This is a genomic window from Staphylococcus sp. HMSC057A08 (assembly GCF_001812925.1).
In the GTDB taxonomy this organism is placed as follows: domain Bacteria; phylum Bacillota; class Bacilli; order Staphylococcales; family Staphylococcaceae; genus Staphylococcus; species Staphylococcus hominis.
Genome location: NZ_KV810853.1, coordinates 42,481 through 59,156 on the forward strand (window position 1 = coordinate 42,481; position 16,676 = coordinate 59,156).

General features: G+C 31.2%; 17 protein-coding genes. 12 read left to right on the forward strand and 5 right to left on the reverse strand.

Features of this window, described 5'->3' with window-relative positions; translation table 11 throughout:
• The first annotated feature begins 274 nt into the window (after positions 1-274).
• Together HMPREF2881_RS11640 and HMPREF2881_RS04325 are read left to right on the forward strand one after the other, a co-directional pair.
• On the forward strand, positions 275-448 hold the full coding sequence (locus HMPREF2881_RS11640) for a hypothetical protein (protein ID WP_002450085.1): 174 nt from the start codon (positions 275-277) through the stop codon (positions 446-448).
• A gap of 122 nt (positions 449-570) precedes the next feature.
• A complete protein-coding gene (locus HMPREF2881_RS04325) occupies positions 571-1,617 on the forward strand; it encodes a 6-phosphogluconolactonase (protein ID WP_002450080.1) in 1,047 nt (348 codons plus the stop codon).
• A 57-nt stretch (positions 1,618-1,674) separates the two neighbouring features.
• Here the strand turns inward: HMPREF2881_RS04325 and HMPREF2881_RS04330 are convergent, their stop codons facing one another.
• The 3 genes from HMPREF2881_RS04330 to HMPREF2881_RS04340 form a co-directional block, all read right to left on the reverse strand.
• Positions 1,675-3,057 (reverse strand): aldehyde dehydrogenase, encoded by a 1,383-nt coding sequence (locus tag HMPREF2881_RS04330; RefSeq protein WP_002450045.1) that lies wholly within the window; start codon positions 3,055-3,057, stop codon positions 1,675-1,677.
• Positions 3,058-3,235: 178 nt separating this feature from the next.
• Entirely contained in the window at positions 3,236-4,165 is a 930-nt protein-coding gene (locus HMPREF2881_RS04335) for a manganese-dependent inorganic pyrophosphatase (RefSeq protein ID WP_002450056.1), read from the reverse strand.
• Positions 4,166-4,213: 48 nt separating this feature from the next.
• Positions 4,214-4,774 carry a cysteine hydrolase family protein gene (locus tag HMPREF2881_RS04340; protein ID WP_002488077.1) on the reverse strand — a complete coding sequence of 187 codons (561 nt, stop codon included), beginning with the start codon at positions 4,772-4,774 and terminating at the stop codon, positions 4,214-4,216.
• Positions 4,775-4,907: 133 nt separating this feature from the next.
• Here HMPREF2881_RS04340 and HMPREF2881_RS04345 point away from each other — a divergent pair, with 133 nt between their 5' ends.
• Positions 4,908-5,990, forward strand: coding sequence for a glycosyl hydrolase family 28-related protein (locus tag HMPREF2881_RS04345; protein WP_039984319.1), 1,083 nt, complete (start codon positions 4,908-4,910; stop codon positions 5,988-5,990).
• A 240-nt stretch (positions 5,991-6,230) separates the two neighbouring features.
• Entirely contained in the window at positions 6,231-7,790 is a 1,560-nt protein-coding gene (locus HMPREF2881_RS04350; RefSeq protein WP_002450079.1) for an SLC13 family permease, read from the forward strand.
• A gap of 180 nt (positions 7,791-7,970) precedes the next feature.
• Here the strand turns inward: HMPREF2881_RS04350 and HMPREF2881_RS04355 are convergent, their stop codons facing one another.
• Positions 7,971-8,771 (reverse strand): prephenate dehydratase, encoded by an 801-nt coding sequence (locus HMPREF2881_RS04355; protein ID WP_002450078.1) that lies wholly within the window; start codon positions 8,769-8,771, stop codon positions 7,971-7,973.
• 30 nt (positions 8,772-8,801) lie between these two features.
• Positions 8,802-9,869, reverse strand: a complete 1,068-nt coding sequence (locus tag HMPREF2881_RS04360; protein ID WP_002488071.1) for a nitric oxide synthase oxygenase — start codon at positions 9,867-9,869, stop codon at positions 8,802-8,804.
• A gap of 178 nt (positions 9,870-10,047) precedes the next feature.
• Here HMPREF2881_RS04360 and HMPREF2881_RS04365 point away from each other — a divergent pair, with 178 nt between their 5' ends.
• From HMPREF2881_RS04365 to HMPREF2881_RS04400, 8 genes are all read left to right on the forward strand, one after another.
• Entirely contained in the window at positions 10,048-11,517 is a 1,470-nt protein-coding gene (locus tag HMPREF2881_RS04365) for a nicotinate phosphoribosyltransferase (RefSeq protein WP_002450035.1), read from the forward strand.
• The gene (nadE, locus tag HMPREF2881_RS04370; RefSeq protein WP_002455110.1) at positions 11,510-12,346 is read left to right on the forward strand and encodes an ammonia-dependent NAD(+) synthetase; all 837 of its coding nucleotides are present in this window, start codon (positions 11,510-11,512) and stop codon (positions 12,344-12,346) included. The genes HMPREF2881_RS04365 and nadE overlap by 8 nt, the downstream gene beginning before the upstream one ends.
• Positions 12,347-12,456: 110 nt before the next feature.
• Positions 12,457-13,062 carry a DUF2179 domain-containing protein gene (locus HMPREF2881_RS04375; protein ID WP_037555679.1) on the forward strand — a complete coding sequence of 202 codons (606 nt, stop codon included), beginning with the start codon at positions 12,457-12,459 and terminating at the stop codon, positions 13,060-13,062.
• Positions 13,043-13,225, forward strand: a complete 183-nt coding sequence (locus tag HMPREF2881_RS04380; RefSeq protein WP_002455112.1) for an NETI motif-containing protein — start codon at positions 13,043-13,045, stop codon at positions 13,223-13,225. The genes HMPREF2881_RS04375 and HMPREF2881_RS04380 overlap by 20 nt, the downstream gene beginning before the upstream one ends.
• Positions 13,226-13,447: 222 nt before the next feature.
• Entirely contained in the window at positions 13,448-14,743 is a 1,296-nt protein-coding gene (gene purB / locus HMPREF2881_RS04385) for an adenylosuccinate lyase (protein WP_002488049.1), read from the forward strand.
• Positions 14,744-14,846: 103 nt separating this feature from the next.
• Positions 14,847-15,149: a YerC/YecD family TrpR-related protein gene (locus HMPREF2881_RS04390; protein ID WP_002488068.1), complete on the forward strand. Its 303-nt coding sequence runs from the start codon at positions 14,847-14,849 to the stop codon at positions 15,147-15,149.
• A gap of 159 nt (positions 15,150-15,308) precedes the next feature.
• On the forward strand, positions 15,309-16,001 hold the full coding sequence (locus HMPREF2881_RS04395; RefSeq protein ID WP_002455113.1) for a heptaprenylglyceryl phosphate synthase: 693 nt from the start codon (positions 15,309-15,311) through the stop codon (positions 15,999-16,001).
• A partial coding sequence (locus tag HMPREF2881_RS04400; RefSeq protein WP_176744867.1) for a UvrD-helicase domain-containing protein occupies positions 16,001-16,676 on the forward strand: 676 nt, incomplete at its 3' end. The genes HMPREF2881_RS04395 and HMPREF2881_RS04400, both read left to right, overlap by 1 nt.

Genomic DNA, 16,676 nt, shown 5'->3' on the forward strand with positions numbered 1-16,676 from the left:
ATCCTCCTATCATTTGTTTTATTATTTATATTGAACAATAATTTATATTAAATTTAAAGCCTTATAATGTTTATTTATATATGATAGTAATTCACTGTGTAAATAAGACCAATGTCATTCATTATAAATAAAGAAAAAATATTTGATTTTTTAAAAATCTTTAATTTTAGGTTTGAAATAATATATAAAAAGGTATGTATTTAATCATAACGTTAACTATGTTAAAATTATTTAATGTAAACGTATTTATTTTAAGTACAGGGGTGAAACATAAATGTGGGATTTCATTAAAGGTTTATTTAAATTCTTATTAAGCTTTACAGCTATTACAGCACTAGTTGTTGGTGTAGTAGTAGTAGTATTTGGCTTTATTTTCAAAAAAGACTTTGAAGATATCGAAAGAAAAACAAAAGAAATCGTATCTGATATTGAAAGCAATAATGCTTAATGCAACGATGTACCATATACCAGTAATTTCATTTGAAGTTACTGGTTTTTTTTATTACTCTTAAATAAATACAATTAGCTAGTATAAATGTTAATAATATTGAATATAATGGAGGTATTAAAATGACAACCAAAGGTTATGTGGGGTCTTATACAAAAAAAGAAGGTAAGGGTATTTATATATTCGAACTTAATGAAGATAATGGAGAAATACAATCAGTAGATACAGGATATGATATCGAAGCATCGACTTATCTTGCTCAAACTGAACAATTTTTGTATGCAATTACTAAAGAGAATGAGGCATGTGGTGTGGCTGCATTTAAAAAAGACGAGAATGGACAGCTTACACTCATTAATAAATGTTTAGCTTCAGAGAATGGAACAGGGTGTTATATTTCTGTTTCTAGTGATCATAACTTCTTATTCGAAGCGGTTTATACTGCTGGAATAGCACGTATATATCAACTTAATCCTGAGACAGGCGAAGTGGTAAAATTAATTGAAGAGTTAGAACATAGTTATCCAACTGGAACACATGAGCGTCAAGATCATAATCATATTCATTTTATTAGAGAAACCCCTGACCATAAATATGTAGCTGTGACTGATTTAGGTGCAGATAAAATTGTAACATATACATTCGGAGTTGAAGGGTTTAAAGAACATGCGGTATCAGAATTCCATGCTGAAGATGGACCGCGTCATATTGAATTCCATAATAATGGGAAATACGCGTATGTTGTTCATGAGTTATCTAATAGAGTAAGCGTTGTACAATATCATGATGGAAAATTTGAAGAAATTGAACGTCATTTAACGATTCCTGAAGATTTCACTGAAGAAACTAAATTAGCAGCTGTGAGACTATCTCATGATGAACAAAATTTATATATTAGTAATCGTGGACATGATAGTATAGCGATATTTACAGTAGTTGACGATGGAAAAGGAATTAACCCGGTTGAAATAGTAAAAAGCGGGGGAGAATTTCCAAGAGATTTTAATATTACTGAGTCAGATGAATACCTTGTATGTGCACATCAAGAAGGAAATTACGCGTTAACAGTATTTAGACGTGATACAAATAGTGGTATGTTGATTGCTACTGACAATCAGTATACCGCACCTGAAGGTGTATTTGTTGATTTCTTGAATTCATCGTTATAGATAAAAAATACCCCTATAATGTAAACACTTGTAAAGTGAGCCATTATAGGGATTTTTTTATAAGTTTTTGAAAAATGTTCTAATATATTTGAATTTACCTTTATAAGGGGGATAGATAATACTCGAATCTAGTCGAGTAGATTTAAAAATATATGATTTCATATGACTAAATGTATCAAATGAATATTTGCCATGATATTCGCCAATTCCTGAAGCACCTACGCCACCAAAGGGTAAATTTGGGTTAGCTAAATGCATTAAAGTGTCATTGATTGCACCGCCACCAAATGACAATTCTTCTAGCACACAGTTCGTTGTATTTTCATCTTCACTAAATAAATATAAGCTTAGAGGTTTAGATTTGCTTTGAATAATATCTATCGCTTCATTAAAATCATCGTAGACGATGATTGGTAATAATGGACCAAAAATTTCTTCTTCCATAATTTTAGATTGTGGAGTAATACCGTCTAAAATTGTAGGTTCGATATATTGTTCATTTTCATCAGTATGCCCACCAAAAATCACTTCATTACGATGTATTGCTAATAATTCAGAAAGTCGATTGAAATGTTTTGTATTAACAATACGTCCAAAATCAGGGCTATTTTGAATATTTTTGCCATAGAACTCTTCAATAGATTGTTTAAATGCTTGAATTAATTCATTTTTAACTTTTCTATTCACTAAAATATAATCTGGTGCTACGCAAGTTTGACCAGCATTGGTGAATTTACCGAAGCTAATACGATCACTTGCTACTTTAATATTAGCAGTTTCATCTACAATCACTGGTGATTTACCACCAAGTTCAAGTGTGACAGGAACTAAATTTTTACTTGCTGCTTCGTAAACAATTCGACCTACATTTTCGCTACCAGTAAAGAATATATAATCAAATGGAAGATTGATTAATGTTTGAGTTTCTTCAACGCCACCTTCAACGACAGCTACAAAATCGCTTGCAAACACATCTTCAATCACTTTTCGCACTACTTGTGCAACATGAGGAGTAAGTTCAGAAGGTTTAATGATGGCGTTATTACCAGCTGCTATAGCACCAATAAGAGGTTCGAATAAAAGTTGTACAGGATAATTAAATGGACCGATAATTAATATTGTCCCATAGGGCTCAGGCTTAATATAACTCTTTGATGGAAACATAAATAGGGGTGTATCTACTTGCTTAGTTTTAGCCCAGTTTTTTAATTCTTTACGAGCTGTTTTTATACTTTTTAAAAGTATACCAATTTCAGTAGCATACGCTTCTACTGAACCTTTCCCTAAGTCTATTTTTAACGACTCTAATAATTCTGTTTCATGGTCTTTAATACTTTTACTTAATAGTTTTAACTGTTGTTTACGAAATTTGATATCTTTAGTTTGATGTGTTTTAAAAAACTGTTTACTTTCTTGAAATTGTTTTTCTATTAAATTCAATTGTAGTACCTCCTGTACAGTCAATCCCAATACCGTTATAGGTGTAGTTGACTATATAATTTTAGTTAAATGTATCCAAGGTTAAAACATTTGAATGAATGATTAAAATAAATTAAAAAAGGCTGAGAGTTAAGTAACCTACTATCTCAGCCTTATTATATATGAATTAAAATATGAATTATTTAGTTAAAATTTCAGTGATTTGAGGTACAACTTGTTTTTTACGAGAAACTACACCTGATAAGAAAGCCATACCATCATCTAATTGAACATTGAAGGCTTGACCAACTTTATCCTTTTCAGCCCCGACAACTAAAATTTTAGAATCACTGTTAATAATATCAGTGACAACTAATACAAATAAATCATATTTTTCGTTTGCACTTGTTTCTAACATTGCTTTTTCCAATTCATCTTTACGATTTAAGACTTCATCAATATCTACAGTATTGACTTGAGCAATACGAGTAACATAATCTCCCATATTAAATGATTTAGCATCCATATTTAATAACTCTTCAGCAGATTTATCAGTTGTTGAAGCACCTGCTTTCAACATTTCTAAACCATATTCATCTAAATCGACATTAGCAATGTCTTTTAATGCTTTAGCAGCATTTACATCTTCTTCAGTACATGTTGGAGATTTAAATAATAAACTATCTGAAATAATAGCTGAAATCATTAATCCAGCAATTTCAGGTTTAATCTTAAAGTTACGTTCTTTATACATTTTATAAAGAATTGTAGCAGTACAACCTACAGGTTCTGCACGATAGTATAAAGGACCTGCTGTTTCAAAGTTCGCAATTCTATGATGATCTACGACATTCACAATATTCGCTTTAGCAATAGTTTCAGCACTTTGTTGGAATTCATTGTGGTCAACTAAGATAACGTCTTGACCTTCTAAATCATCATTTAATAAAGTTGGTGCATCAACTTTAAAATGATCTAATGCATATTTTGTTTCAGCACTCACTTCACCTAAGCGATAAGGAGTTGCTTCAGAATTTCCAGTTTGTTGTTCAAAATCAGCCATTATAATAGCTGAAGATATTGCATCTGTATCCGGATTTTGATGTCCAAAAATATAAGTTTTTGCCATTGATTTATTCACCCTTAATTTTTAAATTTATCCTTATTTTAGCATGTTTTAATTGATAACTTCTACCTTTGCACCTAATGAGTTTTTAAAATGAGCTAAAGCGAACTGATGACCCTCTTCATTAAATGAGGCAACACCTTGTTCAGGGATAATAATATGATAGCCTAAATTATAAGCAGAAATTGCTGTATGGAGTACACATATATCAGTACATACACCTACAATTTCAACAGTATCAATATGTCTTTCTCTTAATAAACTATCTAAAGCAGTACCATAAAAAGAATCATAACGTCGCTTATCTAAATAATGTACAGTATCTTCATTTTTATATTTATCAAAAAATGATTTTACCTTACCATATAATTGACGACCTGAAGTGCCTTCAATGTTATGTGGTGGGAATAATTTAGTTTCAGGATGATACGGGTCTTCTTCAAAATGTAAATCCATCATGAAAAAGATATTATCATGTTGATGTTGATATTGATTGAGTCTTTCTACAATAAACTGTTCAATATCTTGGCCTGGTTTACCACAAGTTAATCGGCCGCCATCAGCGATAAAATCATAAGAATAATCTACAACAATCAATGCTTTGTTAGTCATAATAAACATCCCTTTCTTAATAAATGTTTGAATACCTTAAAAAATGTATAATATTAAATTATAAATATAGTATAGCTATACACCATTATGGTTACAAATATATTTAATAACAACATAAGATAGGGGATAAAAAATATTGATCAATGCACAGGATTTTGGTTTAAAAGGAAAACATAAACGAAGAGATACTAAAGCTATACAAAAAGCACTTAATGCCGCAAGATATGGAGAACATACAGTTTATATACCATCTGGGACTTATTATATTAGTAAAGCATTAGTGATATATGATCATACCACTTTAATATTAGAAGATGATACCATCTTGCAACGTCACTCGAGAGATGCATTGTTAAAAAATGGTAAAAAATTTGGTTTCTATCATGGATATCAAGGAAATGGGCATATTAAAATAAAAGGTGGTATATTTGATATGAACGGTTCAAAGTACCCCTATAATAATACCGCAATGTCTATAGGTCATGCTGAAGATATCGAGTTAATAGATATTACAGTACTTGATGTTGTAGGTGGACATGCACTAGATGCTTGTGGAATCAATGGTTTATATATTAAGAACTGTAAGTTTAAAGGCTTTTTTGATGTAAATGGTGATCGCTCATTTTCTGAAGCAATTCAATTAGACATTCAAGTGCCTGGGTCATTTCCTAAATTTGGTACGACTGATGGCACGATTACCAAAAATGTTGTCATTGAAGATTGCTATTTTGGAAATTCAAACCAACCTAAAATGCAAGCTTGGAATAGAGCGATAGGCTCTCATGCCAGTCGTTATAATCGCTTTTACGAAAATATTCATATAAGGAATAATGTGTTTAACGGAATGAATGAATATGCATTAACTCCGTTAAAATCAAAGACAATGTTTATCTCAAATAATACCTTTATAAATTGTAATGGTGGTATTCGTTTTCTTGGAGTTAAAGATGGAAAAAATGCGGCTGATGTTTCTACAGGACAAGTTCAAAAGACTCAAGCTGGAGATAATTTGACTGTAACCGGTAATCATTTCGAAGGAGAAATGAAAAGAGATGCTATACACGTGAGAAGTTATAATAATGTAAAACATACTAATGTTTTTATTGCAGGTAATTCGTTTAATCATTCGACACAAAGATTACATTTAGAAGATATTTCTAATTTGACATTTAATCAAAATGATAAAGTTAAAGTTAAAAAAATTAATATTGATTAGTATTTAATTTAAAAAGATATAATTATAGATGAAAAATAAATGATACGCACTTTATTATGATATATAATAAAGCGTTTTCTTTTATGTTATAATATCATTATATATTTTCAAAAAAGTCAGATTTCTATGAGGCTTGTTTGCAATATAATAGGTATCAAATCAACTTTGTTGAGATGATGCCATATTTCTAAAAATAGAATATATTAAGTTAAGTTTCTAATTTTAAAGGGGGAGAATTAGATGACTAAGCAATCAGGTTTTCGAAGAAATGCACAATACTTAACATTTTTTTCTAAAAAAGATCATACAAATCAATCTTATTCTATGGGACAATTATTGGGGCTCATTTTAGGACCGTTATTGTTTGTTCTTATCTTATCATTCTTTCATCCAGTAGAACTTCCTTTCAAAGGGGTATATGTTTTAGGAATTACGGTGTGGATAGCTATTTGGTGGATTACAGAAGCGATACCAATTGCTGCAACGAGTTTTTTACCACTCATACTTTTGCCTTTAGGACATGTACTTTCGCCTGAACAAGTCTCTTCTGAATATGGTAATGATATTATCTTTTTATTTTTAGGTGGTTTTATTCTTGCAATTGCTATGGAAAGATGGAATTTACATACACGTGTAGCTTTAACTATTATTAGATATATTGGAGCAAGCACGAGTAAAATATTATTAGGCTTCATGATTGCTACAGGATTCCTATCAATGTTTGTATCAAATACAGCGGCTGTTATGATAATGATACCTATTGGTTTAGCAATTATTAAAGAAGCGAATGAGTTGAAAGATGATGACGTTAAATCAGATAGTATTTCGAAGTTTGAAAAATCACTTGTCTTAGCTATTGGTTATTCTGGGACCATCGGAGGATTAGGTACACTTATTGGAACACCGCCACTCATTATACTAAAAGGACAATTTGAACAACATTTTGGACAAGAAATTAGCTTTGCTAAATGGATGATTGTTGGTATTCCTACAGTCATTATTTTAATAGCATTAGCATGGGCTTATTTAAGATTTATCGCATTTAGACATGATTTGAAGTATTTACCGGGTGGTCAAACATTGATTGAAGATAAACTCAATCGTCTTGGTAAAATGTCTTATGAAGAAAAAGTGGTTCAAGCTATTTTTATTCTTGCAAGTTTACTATGGATAACAAGAGAATTTATTTTAAAAAATTTTTCAATAACATCTGAAGTTGCAGACGGTACAATTGCAATATTTATTTCTATTTTACTTTTTATATTTCCGGCTAAAAGTAAAGAAAAGCATAAGCGAATTATTGATTGGGAAGTGGCAAAAGAATTACCATGGGGTGTACTTATATTATTTGGTGGAGGCTTAGCTTTAGCAAAAGGAATTTCAGAAAGTGGTTTAGCAAAATGGCTAGGTGAGCAACTAAAAATGTTAGATGGGGTGCATCCACTAGTAATAGTTATTGTCATTACAATATTTGTGTTATTTTTAACAGAAGTGACTTCAAATACAGCAACTGCTACAATGATTTTACCTATTCTTGCTGCGCTATCTGTAGCAGTAGGTGTACATCCAATGTTATTAATGGTACCCGCAGCTATGGCAGCAAACTGTGCTTACATGTTACCAGTAGGAACACCCCCAAATGCTATTATATTTGGATCAGGTAAGTTGAGTATTAAAGAAATGGCTAAAGTAGGAGTTTGGGTTAATTTAATTTCTGCAGTGATTATTATAGTAGTTGTTTATTTCTTAATGCCATATATTTTAGGATTTGATATTTCTGACACATTAAATTTAAAATAAAATTAAATGTCTTGAAATCATATATTCACTATGTACGTTTTATCTTAATATTTTAAATAAATATACAAAAAATGCCTGGGACATCATGAGTTCATGAGTGGTCCTAGGCATTTTTAATATGATGCGGTTAGGTTTTCAGAATGAAAGGATACATTTAACACAAATATTGTCCACTCCCTTTTATTGACGATGAAAAGCACCAATAATTTTCACTGAAAAATCTAATGTTTCTAATATCGATATAACTTTATTCAAATTATCTGATAGCCCGGTATCTGCTTGTACAAAGAAGCGATACATACCCAGTTGAGTTTTCAGTGGTCTTGATTCAATCCATGATAAATTAATATCAAATAATGCAAATGTAGTCAGTATACTTGCCAGTAATCCAGCTTTGTCATACTTAGGGGTAATTAATAGCATTGTGTTATTCGTTTTAGACTCAAAGTTATTATCATTTTTTATGACTAAAAAACGTGTAACATTATGCGGGTAATCTTGAATATTACTCTCTATAGCAGTATATCCGTACATTTCACCACTACCTACTGGGACAATGGCTGCTACATCCGAGGAGATTTTTTCTAATCCTTGAATCGTACTGTCAACATAATCGTAAGAAAATTGATGTTTGTGAATGTATTGGCTTGTTTGACTGATGGCTGGTGCGATAGAGTATACCTTTTTTATATTTTCTATCTTTGAGTCCCTTGTCGCATATAAACCAAAATTAATATCTAAATGTATTTCTCCATGTGCAAAAACATGTTGTTGAGCCAGTGCATCTGCCACAATGTTTATAGTTCCTTCAATTGAATTTTCTATGGGTACAATTGCTACAGATTGAGCGTCACTATTTACTGCCTTAATGACTTCGTATAAATTAGACTTTGGTATGAAGTTAAAATTATCTTTTGAAAAATATTTTTTAGCGGCTAAATATGAAAATGTACCTTCGGGACCTAAATAATATAAATGCATGATGAATTGTCACCTCATGAATCTTGTACATTAGTGGAATGGACATTTCATCGGTGTCGCTTTTTTATAATGGAAATTAGGATCTTTAATAATATTTTTGTATCCATGATGATAATTAGCAGTTAACGTTGGCGATAACGGTGGGGCTAACCATGACCATTTTCCAGTAACATCACGATGATGCTGTTCCTCTTTTTCTTCAAATAATTCAAATTGTTTAGCAGCAGTTAAGTGGTCAACAATAGAAACACCCTGTGATTTAAAAGAGTGATAAACTGCATAATTTAATTCTACTAATGTACGATCTTTATTAAATGAATTATTTTTAAGTGTACCAAATTCAAATGTTTCTGCAACTTTTTCAAGCAAATTATAGCGGTAAGTATCAGTAAAATTACGAACTGCAATTTCAGTAACCATGTACCAACCATTAAAAGGAGCAGTTGGATATGTAATTCCACCTATTTTCAAATCCATATTAGAAATAATAGGAACACCATACCATTTTAAATGTAAATCTTTCAGCTTTGGAAATTGATCATGTTCTATATCTACTTCTTTAATCAATGAAGCAGGAAATTCATGATATTTTATAGGTGAATTTGGTAATTGATAAATAAGAGGAAGCACGTCAAAGTCTGAACCTTTGCCTTTCCATCCCAAATGATTAGCTAATTGTGTTATCTCGCGTTCTGATGGATCACCTTTATCTTCATATCCTGCGTAACGTATTAATTGATTGTTATATATTTTAGGTGCATCAGTTGAAGAAAATATAGTGATATATGGTTTGATTTTACCGCCATTTGTTGCTTTGTTTAAATGATTATGAAGCGCATCTAAGAAATGTTGTTCTGTATAACTATCTCGTGCATCCACAATATTTAATGATTCCCAAAATAAGCGCCCGACACATCGATTGGAATTACGCCATGCCATTTTAGCGCCATAATTTAGTTCTTCATAAGTATGTGTATAGGTACCTGTCCGATTGATTTCTTTCTCTATCTCAGTGATACGTTTAGAAATAGTATGATTTGAGTAATTTAATTCACCATACATAGTTTGGATAAAATTTGTAGCTTCTTCTAATAGCATATAATCACCTCAATAGTATTATAAGCGAGAAACTGATATAACACATACAATAAATACTTGTGTCATGAATTTGTCGAATTAAAAAAATTTAATTTTTAAATTAAAGACTATTATCGAAAATACTCACTATTACTGAATTGTGATAAAATATACAAAAAGGTTGTTAGGAGAGATGAGGATGTATCGTTACGAAGATGATAGTTTAATGTTACATAATGACTTATATCAAATAAATATGGCAGAAAGTTACTGGAATGACGGTATTCATGAAAGAAATGCAGTGTTTGATTTGTATTTCAGAAATATGCCATTTGGAAGTGGATATGCTGTTTTTAATGGGTTAAAAAGGATGATTCAATTTATAGAAAACTTCCATTTTAGTGATTCTGATATCGAATATTTACAATCAATAGGATATAAAAATGATTTTTTAAAATATCTTAAAAATTTGAAATTTACAGGGAATATTCGCGCGATGCAAGAAGGGGAATTGTGTTTTGGGAATGAACCATTATTACGAGTAGAAGCGCCATTAATTCAAGCTCAACTTATTGAAACGATTTTACTTAATATTGTAAATTTTCATACGCTTATTACAACGAAAGCTAGTAGAATTCGTCAAGTTGCACCACAAGATACGTTAATGGAATTTGGTACACGACGTGCACAAGAAATTGACGCCGCAGTTTGGGGAGCACGTGCAGCATATATTGGTGGGTTTGATTCAACAAGTAATGTCCGAGCAGGCAAATTATTTGGTATTCCAGTTTCCGGAACTCATGCTCATGCACTAGTTCAAACATATGGTGATGAGTATAAAGCATTTAAGATTTATGCAGAACGACATAAAAATTGTGTGTTTTTAGTAGATACGTTCCACACTTTAAAATCAGGGGTACCAACTGCAATTAAAGTTGCAAAAGAATTAGGAGATTCCATTAATTTTATAGGTATAAGATTAGATTCTGGTGACATTGCATATTTATCGAAAAAAGCTCGTCGTATGCTTGATGATGCAGGCTTTAAAGACGCAAAAATCATTGCTTCAAATGATTTAGATGAGCAAACAATTACCAGTTTAAAGGCACAGGGTGCAAAAGTAGATTCTTGGGGTATAGGGACTAAATTGATCACGGGTTATGATCAACCAGCCTTAGGAGCAGTTTATAAACTTGTCGCTGTTGAAAATAATGAAGGTGAATATGTAGATCGTATCAAGCTATCAAATAATGCGGAAAAAGTTACTACGCCTGGTAAGAAAAAAGTATATCGTATTATTAATACTAAAACTGGCAAGGCTGAAGGTGACTATATCACGCTTGAACATGAAAATCCTAATAAAGAAAAACCATTAAAGATGTTCCATCCAGTTCATACTTATAAAATGAAACATGTTAAGCATTTTGAAGCAATTGATTTACATCATTCAATTTTCGAAAATGGTAAATTAGTTTATGACTTACCAAGTGAAAAAGAAACTCAAGATTATTTAAAACAATCATTATCACAATTGTGGGAAGAAAATAAACGTTATTTAAATCCACAAGAATATCCAGTAGATTTAAGCACAAGTTGTTGGAATAATAAACAAAAGCGCATTCTTGAAGTGACAGAACATGTTAAGGAAATGGAGGAAGACAATGACTAATTTACAAGATATCGTAGTAAAAGAAATGAAAGTAAAGAAACATATTGATAGTCAACAAGAAATTCGTGAGATTATCCAATTCATTAAAAACTATGTTCAATCACATACATTTATTGAGTCATTAGTACTTGGCATATCTGGTGGTCAAGATTCTACACTTACTGGTAAATTAGCGCAATTAGCAGTTGAAGAACTCCGTAAAGAAGGAAGAGAATGCCAATTTATAGCAGTTAAACTTCCCTATGGTAAACAAAAGGATGCTGATGAAGTAGAAGATGCACTTCATTTTATTCAACCTGATGAAGTGATTACAGTTAATATTAAACCAGCAGTAGATCAAAGTGTAGCATCATTGAAAGAAGCGGGTATTGAACTTACAGATTTCCAAAGAGGAAATGAAAAAGCAAGAGAGCGCATGAAAGTACAATTTTCTATTGCTTCAAATCGTAGTGGTATTGTTATAGGAACGGACCATTCAGCTGAAAATATCACAGGTTTTTATACTAAATATGGTGATGGTGCTGCTGACATTGCACCTATCTTTGGACTAGATAAACGCCAAGGTAGACAGCTTTTAGAATATTTAGAAGCGCCAACACATTTATATGAAAAAGTGCCTACTGCTGATTTAGAAGATGATAAACCTCAATTACCTGATGAGGAAGCATTAGGGGTAACTTATAATCAAATTGATGACTACTTAGAAGGCAAAGAAGTACCAAGTGATGCAAAAACAACGATAGAGAATCATTATGTTAAAAATGCACATAAAAGAGAATTAGCATATACTCGCTATACTTGGCCTAAACATTCACATACAAAAGAATAAATGAATACTTTAATAATTAAATGATTTAATTACTATTAGTTTTTAGTGACAAAATTATTTGTGACTGATAAAATTATTTCGAATTTTAGTTAAATGAAATGAGGAATAATATGTCAGTAATAACGTCAAATCCATGGATAATGATATTAGCGATATTCATCATTAACGTTTTTTACGTTACATTTCTTACAATGCGCACAATTTTAACGTTAAAAGGATATCGTTACATGGCAGCAGTAGTGAGTTTTCTTGAAGTTTTAATATATGTTGTTGGATTAGGGCTAGTGATGTCTAGTTTAGATCAAATTCAAAATATTATTGCATATGCCTTTGGATTCTCAATAGGTATCATTGTTGGAATGAAAATTGAAGAAAAGCTTGCATTAGGCTATACAGTTGTAAACGTAACATCTGCAGAATACGACCTTGATTTACCTAAAGAGTTACGAAATTTAGGTTATGGTGTTACTCACTATGAAGCACATGGTAGAGATGGAAGTCGAATGGTAATGCAAATTTTAACACCTAGACGTTATGAACGAAAATTAATGGAAACTGTTCGTAGTTTAGATGAAAAAGCATTTATCATTGCGTATGAACCTAGAGCTATTCACGGTGGATTCTGGACTAAAGGTGTTCGAACTAAGAAAGTAAAAGCATATGAAGTAGAAGAAATAGAAAGTGTTGTGGAACATAGTGAAGTTCAAGGTAAATGAAAATGAAACTATTTCAGATTGTATTGCACGTATGAGAAAAGAAGGATACATGCCAGTCAGACGTATTGAAAAACCTGTTTACTTTGAAGATAAACAAGGAAATATAAAGATATTACGACAAGATATTCAATTTGTTGGTAAGAAAATAGAAAATGACATTTAATAACTGCTCATATATGGGTCTTTGACAATTTAGAAGTCAGAGACCTTTTAATATTTTTATAAAGTTCGTAAACCTATATTCAATTAGAATAAAAAATCTTTATACTTTTAGTATAGAATCTGTTAAACTATAAATATAGAGTTAAATACGAACTATTTTACTTAAAAATGATTTAATGTACAGCTTTTTATAAAAATAATTACATAAGATAGGAGTTTAATAATGATTGAACGTTATTCAAGAGAAGAAATGTCTAGTATTTGGACAGACCAAAATAGATATGAAGCATGGTTAGAAGTGGAGATTCTTGCTTGTGAAGCCTGGAGTGAATTAGGATATATTCCTAAGGACGACGTAAAAAAAATTCGTGAAAATGCTAAAGTGGATGTCAATCGTGCAAAAGAAATTGAACAAGAAACACGTCATGATGTAGTAGCATTTACAAGACAAGTATCTGAAACACTTGGAGAAGAACGTAAATGGGTTCATTATGGATTAACTTCTACAGATGTTGTGGATACTGCATTAAGTTATGTAATTAAACAAGCGAATGAAATTATTGAAAAAGATATTGAACGCTTTATTAAAGTACTTGAAGAAAAAGCTAAAAAATATAAATATACATTAATGATGGGTCGTACACACGGTGTTCATGCTGAGCCAACCACTTTTGGCGTAAAAATGGCATTATGGTATACAGAAATGAAACGTAATTTAAAACGTTTTAAAGAGGTACGTAAAGAAATTGAAGTTGGGAAAATGAGTGGCGCAGTAGGAACATTTGCCAATATTCCTCCTGAAATTGAAAATTACGTTTGTAAACATCTTGGAATTGACACAGCCCCTGTATCAACTCAAACACTTCAACGTGATCGTCACGCTTATTACATTGCAACTTTAGCGTTAATTGCGACATCATTAGAAAAATTTGCTGTAGAAGTTCGTAATTTACAAAAAACTGAAACGAGAGAAGTTGAAGAAGCATTTGCAAAAGGTCAAAAAGGATCATCAGCAATGCCGCATAAACGTAATCCAATCGGTTCAGAAAATATTACAGGTATTTCAAGAGTGATTCGTGGTTATATTACAACTGCCTATGAAAATGTCCCATTATGGCATGAACGAGACATTTCTCATTCTTCTGCAGAGCGAATTATGTTACCAGATGTAACAATTGCATTAGATTATGCTTTAAATAGATTTACTAATATTATCGACCGTTTAACAGTATTTGAAGATAATATGAGAAATAATATTAATAAAACATTTGGTCTTATTTTTTCACAACGCGTTTTACTTGCATTAATTAATAAAGGTATGGTTCGTGAAGAAGCATACGATAAAGTACAACCTAAAGCGATGAAATCTTGGGAAACTAAAACACCTTTCCGTGAACTTATAGAACAAGATTCAACCATTACAAATGTTTTATCTAAAGAAGAATTAGACGAGTGTTTTGATCCAAAACATCATTTGAACCAAGTCGATACCATTTTCAAACGTGCTAATTTAGAATAGTTACTAATATAGTTTTAGCATGTTCAATTGAAATAACTACACTTTAATTAATTAATGCGTTAAAATATAGTTATATTTAATTTGAAAATAGGGGTTGCTTGAGATGCAAATTGAAAAATTAAGAGGAGAAGCATTGGATGAATTATTTGATGCCATCTTAACACTTAAAGATAGAGAAGAATGTTATCAATTCTTTGATGATTTATGTACAGTCAATGAAATTCAATCTTTATCTCAAAGACTTCAAGTTGCTAAAATGATAAAGCAAGGTTTTACTTATGCAACTATAGAACAGAAATCTGGTGCATCAACAGCTACGATATCTAGAGTTAAACGCTCACTGCAATGGGGTAATGATGCGTATACAATGATTTTAGAGAGATTAAATGTTGAAACAAAAGAATAAATAAAGAGAGACAATTGCTTAGCTAAAAATAGCAATTGTCTCTTTTTTGTGAATATAATTTTTACAATTTGTACTAGTATAAACTTAGTGTATGGATTTAGAATTGCAAAGGTAAAAATGCTATAATTTAGTGTATGTTAAAAGAAGGAGTTATGGATAATGTATGACATTAGAAAGTGGCAGCATGTATTTAAACTTGATCCTGCCAAAGAGATTAGCGACGAAAATTTAGAAGCCTTATGTATGTCAGATACTGATGCCATCATGATTGGTGGGACAGACGATGTAACTGAAGATAATGTCATTCATCTTATGAGTAGAGTTAGAAGATATCCATTACCTTTAGTACTAGAGGTTTCAAATTTAGATAGCGTAATGCCTGGCTTTGACTTTTATTTTATACCCTCAATATTAAATAGTAATGATGTGACATACCATAATGGTTTGCTTCATAAAGCATTAAAACAATATGGTCATATGATTAATTTTGAAGAAGTGATGCTTGAAGGGTATGTCGTTCTTAATCCAGATAGTAAAGTAGCCAAACTTACGCAATCAAATACTCAGTTAGATGTTGAAGATATTGAAGCTTATGCTCAACTCGTTGAAGAAATGTATAAGTTGCCAATTTTGTATTTAGAATATAGTGGTACATATGGAGATAAAGATATCGTAAAAGCCACTTCCCAAATGTTAACCCATACACAATTATTTTATGGTGGTGGTATTAGTTCTTTAACTGAAGCTAAAGAAATGAAAAATTATGCCGATACAATTATTGTAGGTAATATTATATACTCAGATATTAAAAAAGCTTTAAAAACTGTAAAAATAAAGAAGGAGTCGAAATAATGAATGCTCTAGTAAGTAATATGAATAAAGAACAAAGTGAAGCAGTTAGAACGACAGAAGGTCCTTTGCTTATCATGGCTGGCGCAGGGTCAGGTAAAACAAGGGTGTTAACACACCGCATAGCCTACTTATTAGATGAAAAAGATGTTTCTCCGTATAACATTTTAGCTATTACGTTTACTAATAAAGCTGCAAAAGAAATGAAAGAGCGTGTGGAACACTTGGTTGGTGAAGAAGCTCAAGTGATTTGGATGTCAACATTCCATTCAATGTGTGTAAAGATTTTAAGAAGAGATGCAGATCGTATTGGCATTGAACGCAACTTTACCATTATTGACCCAACTGATCAAAAATCTGTAATTAAAGATGTACTTAAAAATGAAAATATTGATAGTAAACGTTTTGAACCGAGAATGTTTGTTGGTGCCATCAGTAATTTAAAAAATGAATTGAAAACGCCCGAAGATGCGATGAAAGAAGCAAATGATTTTCATTCACAAATGGTTGCAACAGTATATAGTGGATACCAACGTCAACTATCTAGAAATGAAGCATTGGATTTTGATGATTTAATCATGAAAACGATTCGTTTATTTGAACGTGTACCAGATGCATTAGAATACTATCAAAATAAATTTCAATACATCTTTAATTACAGATTTTTGATCAGTTGGG

Excerpts from the sequence above, each read along its gene's own strand:
- nadE (WP_002455110.1), top strand. The coding sequence starts at position 11,510 with ATGACTAATTTACAAGATATCGTAGTAAAAGAAATGAAAGTAAAGAAA.
- HMPREF2881_RS04350 (WP_002450079.1), top strand. The coding sequence starts at position 6,231 with ATGACTAAGCAATCAGGTTTTCGAAGAAATGCACAATACTTAACATTT.
- HMPREF2881_RS04395 (WP_002455113.1), top strand. The coding sequence starts at position 15,309 with ATGTATGACATTAGAAAGTGGCAGCATGTATTTAAACTTGATCCTGCC.
- HMPREF2881_RS04355 (WP_002450078.1), bottom strand. The coding sequence starts at position 8,771 with ATGCATTTATATTATTTAGGTCCCGAAGGTACATTTTCATATTTAGCC.
- HMPREF2881_RS04325 (WP_002450080.1), top strand. The coding sequence starts at position 571 with ATGACAACCAAAGGTTATGTGGGGTCTTATACAAAAAAAGAAGGTAAG.
- HMPREF2881_RS04340 (WP_002488077.1), bottom strand. The coding sequence starts at position 4,774 with ATGACTAACAAAGCATTGATTGTTGTAGATTATTCTTATGATTTTATC.
- HMPREF2881_RS04390 (WP_002488068.1), top strand. The coding sequence starts at position 14,847 with ATGCAAATTGAAAAATTAAGAGGAGAAGCATTGGATGAATTATTTGAT.
- HMPREF2881_RS04365 (WP_002450035.1), top strand. The coding sequence starts at position 10,048 with ATGTATCGTTACGAAGATGATAGTTTAATGTTACATAATGACTTATAT.
- HMPREF2881_RS04335 (WP_002450056.1), bottom strand. The coding sequence starts at position 4,165 with ATGGCAAAAACTTATATTTTTGGACATCAAAATCCGGATACAGATGCA.
- purB (WP_002488049.1), top strand. The coding sequence starts at position 13,448 with ATGATTGAACGTTATTCAAGAGAAGAAATGTCTAGTATTTGGACAGAC.
- HMPREF2881_RS04375 (WP_037555679.1), top strand. The coding sequence starts at position 12,457 with ATGTCAGTAATAACGTCAAATCCATGGATAATGATATTAGCGATATTC.
- HMPREF2881_RS11640 (WP_002450085.1), top strand. The coding sequence starts at position 275 with ATGTGGGATTTCATTAAAGGTTTATTTAAATTCTTATTAAGCTTTACA.
- HMPREF2881_RS04360 (WP_002488071.1), bottom strand. The coding sequence starts at position 9,869 with ATGCTATTAGAAGAAGCTACAAATTTTATCCAAACTATGTATGGTGAA.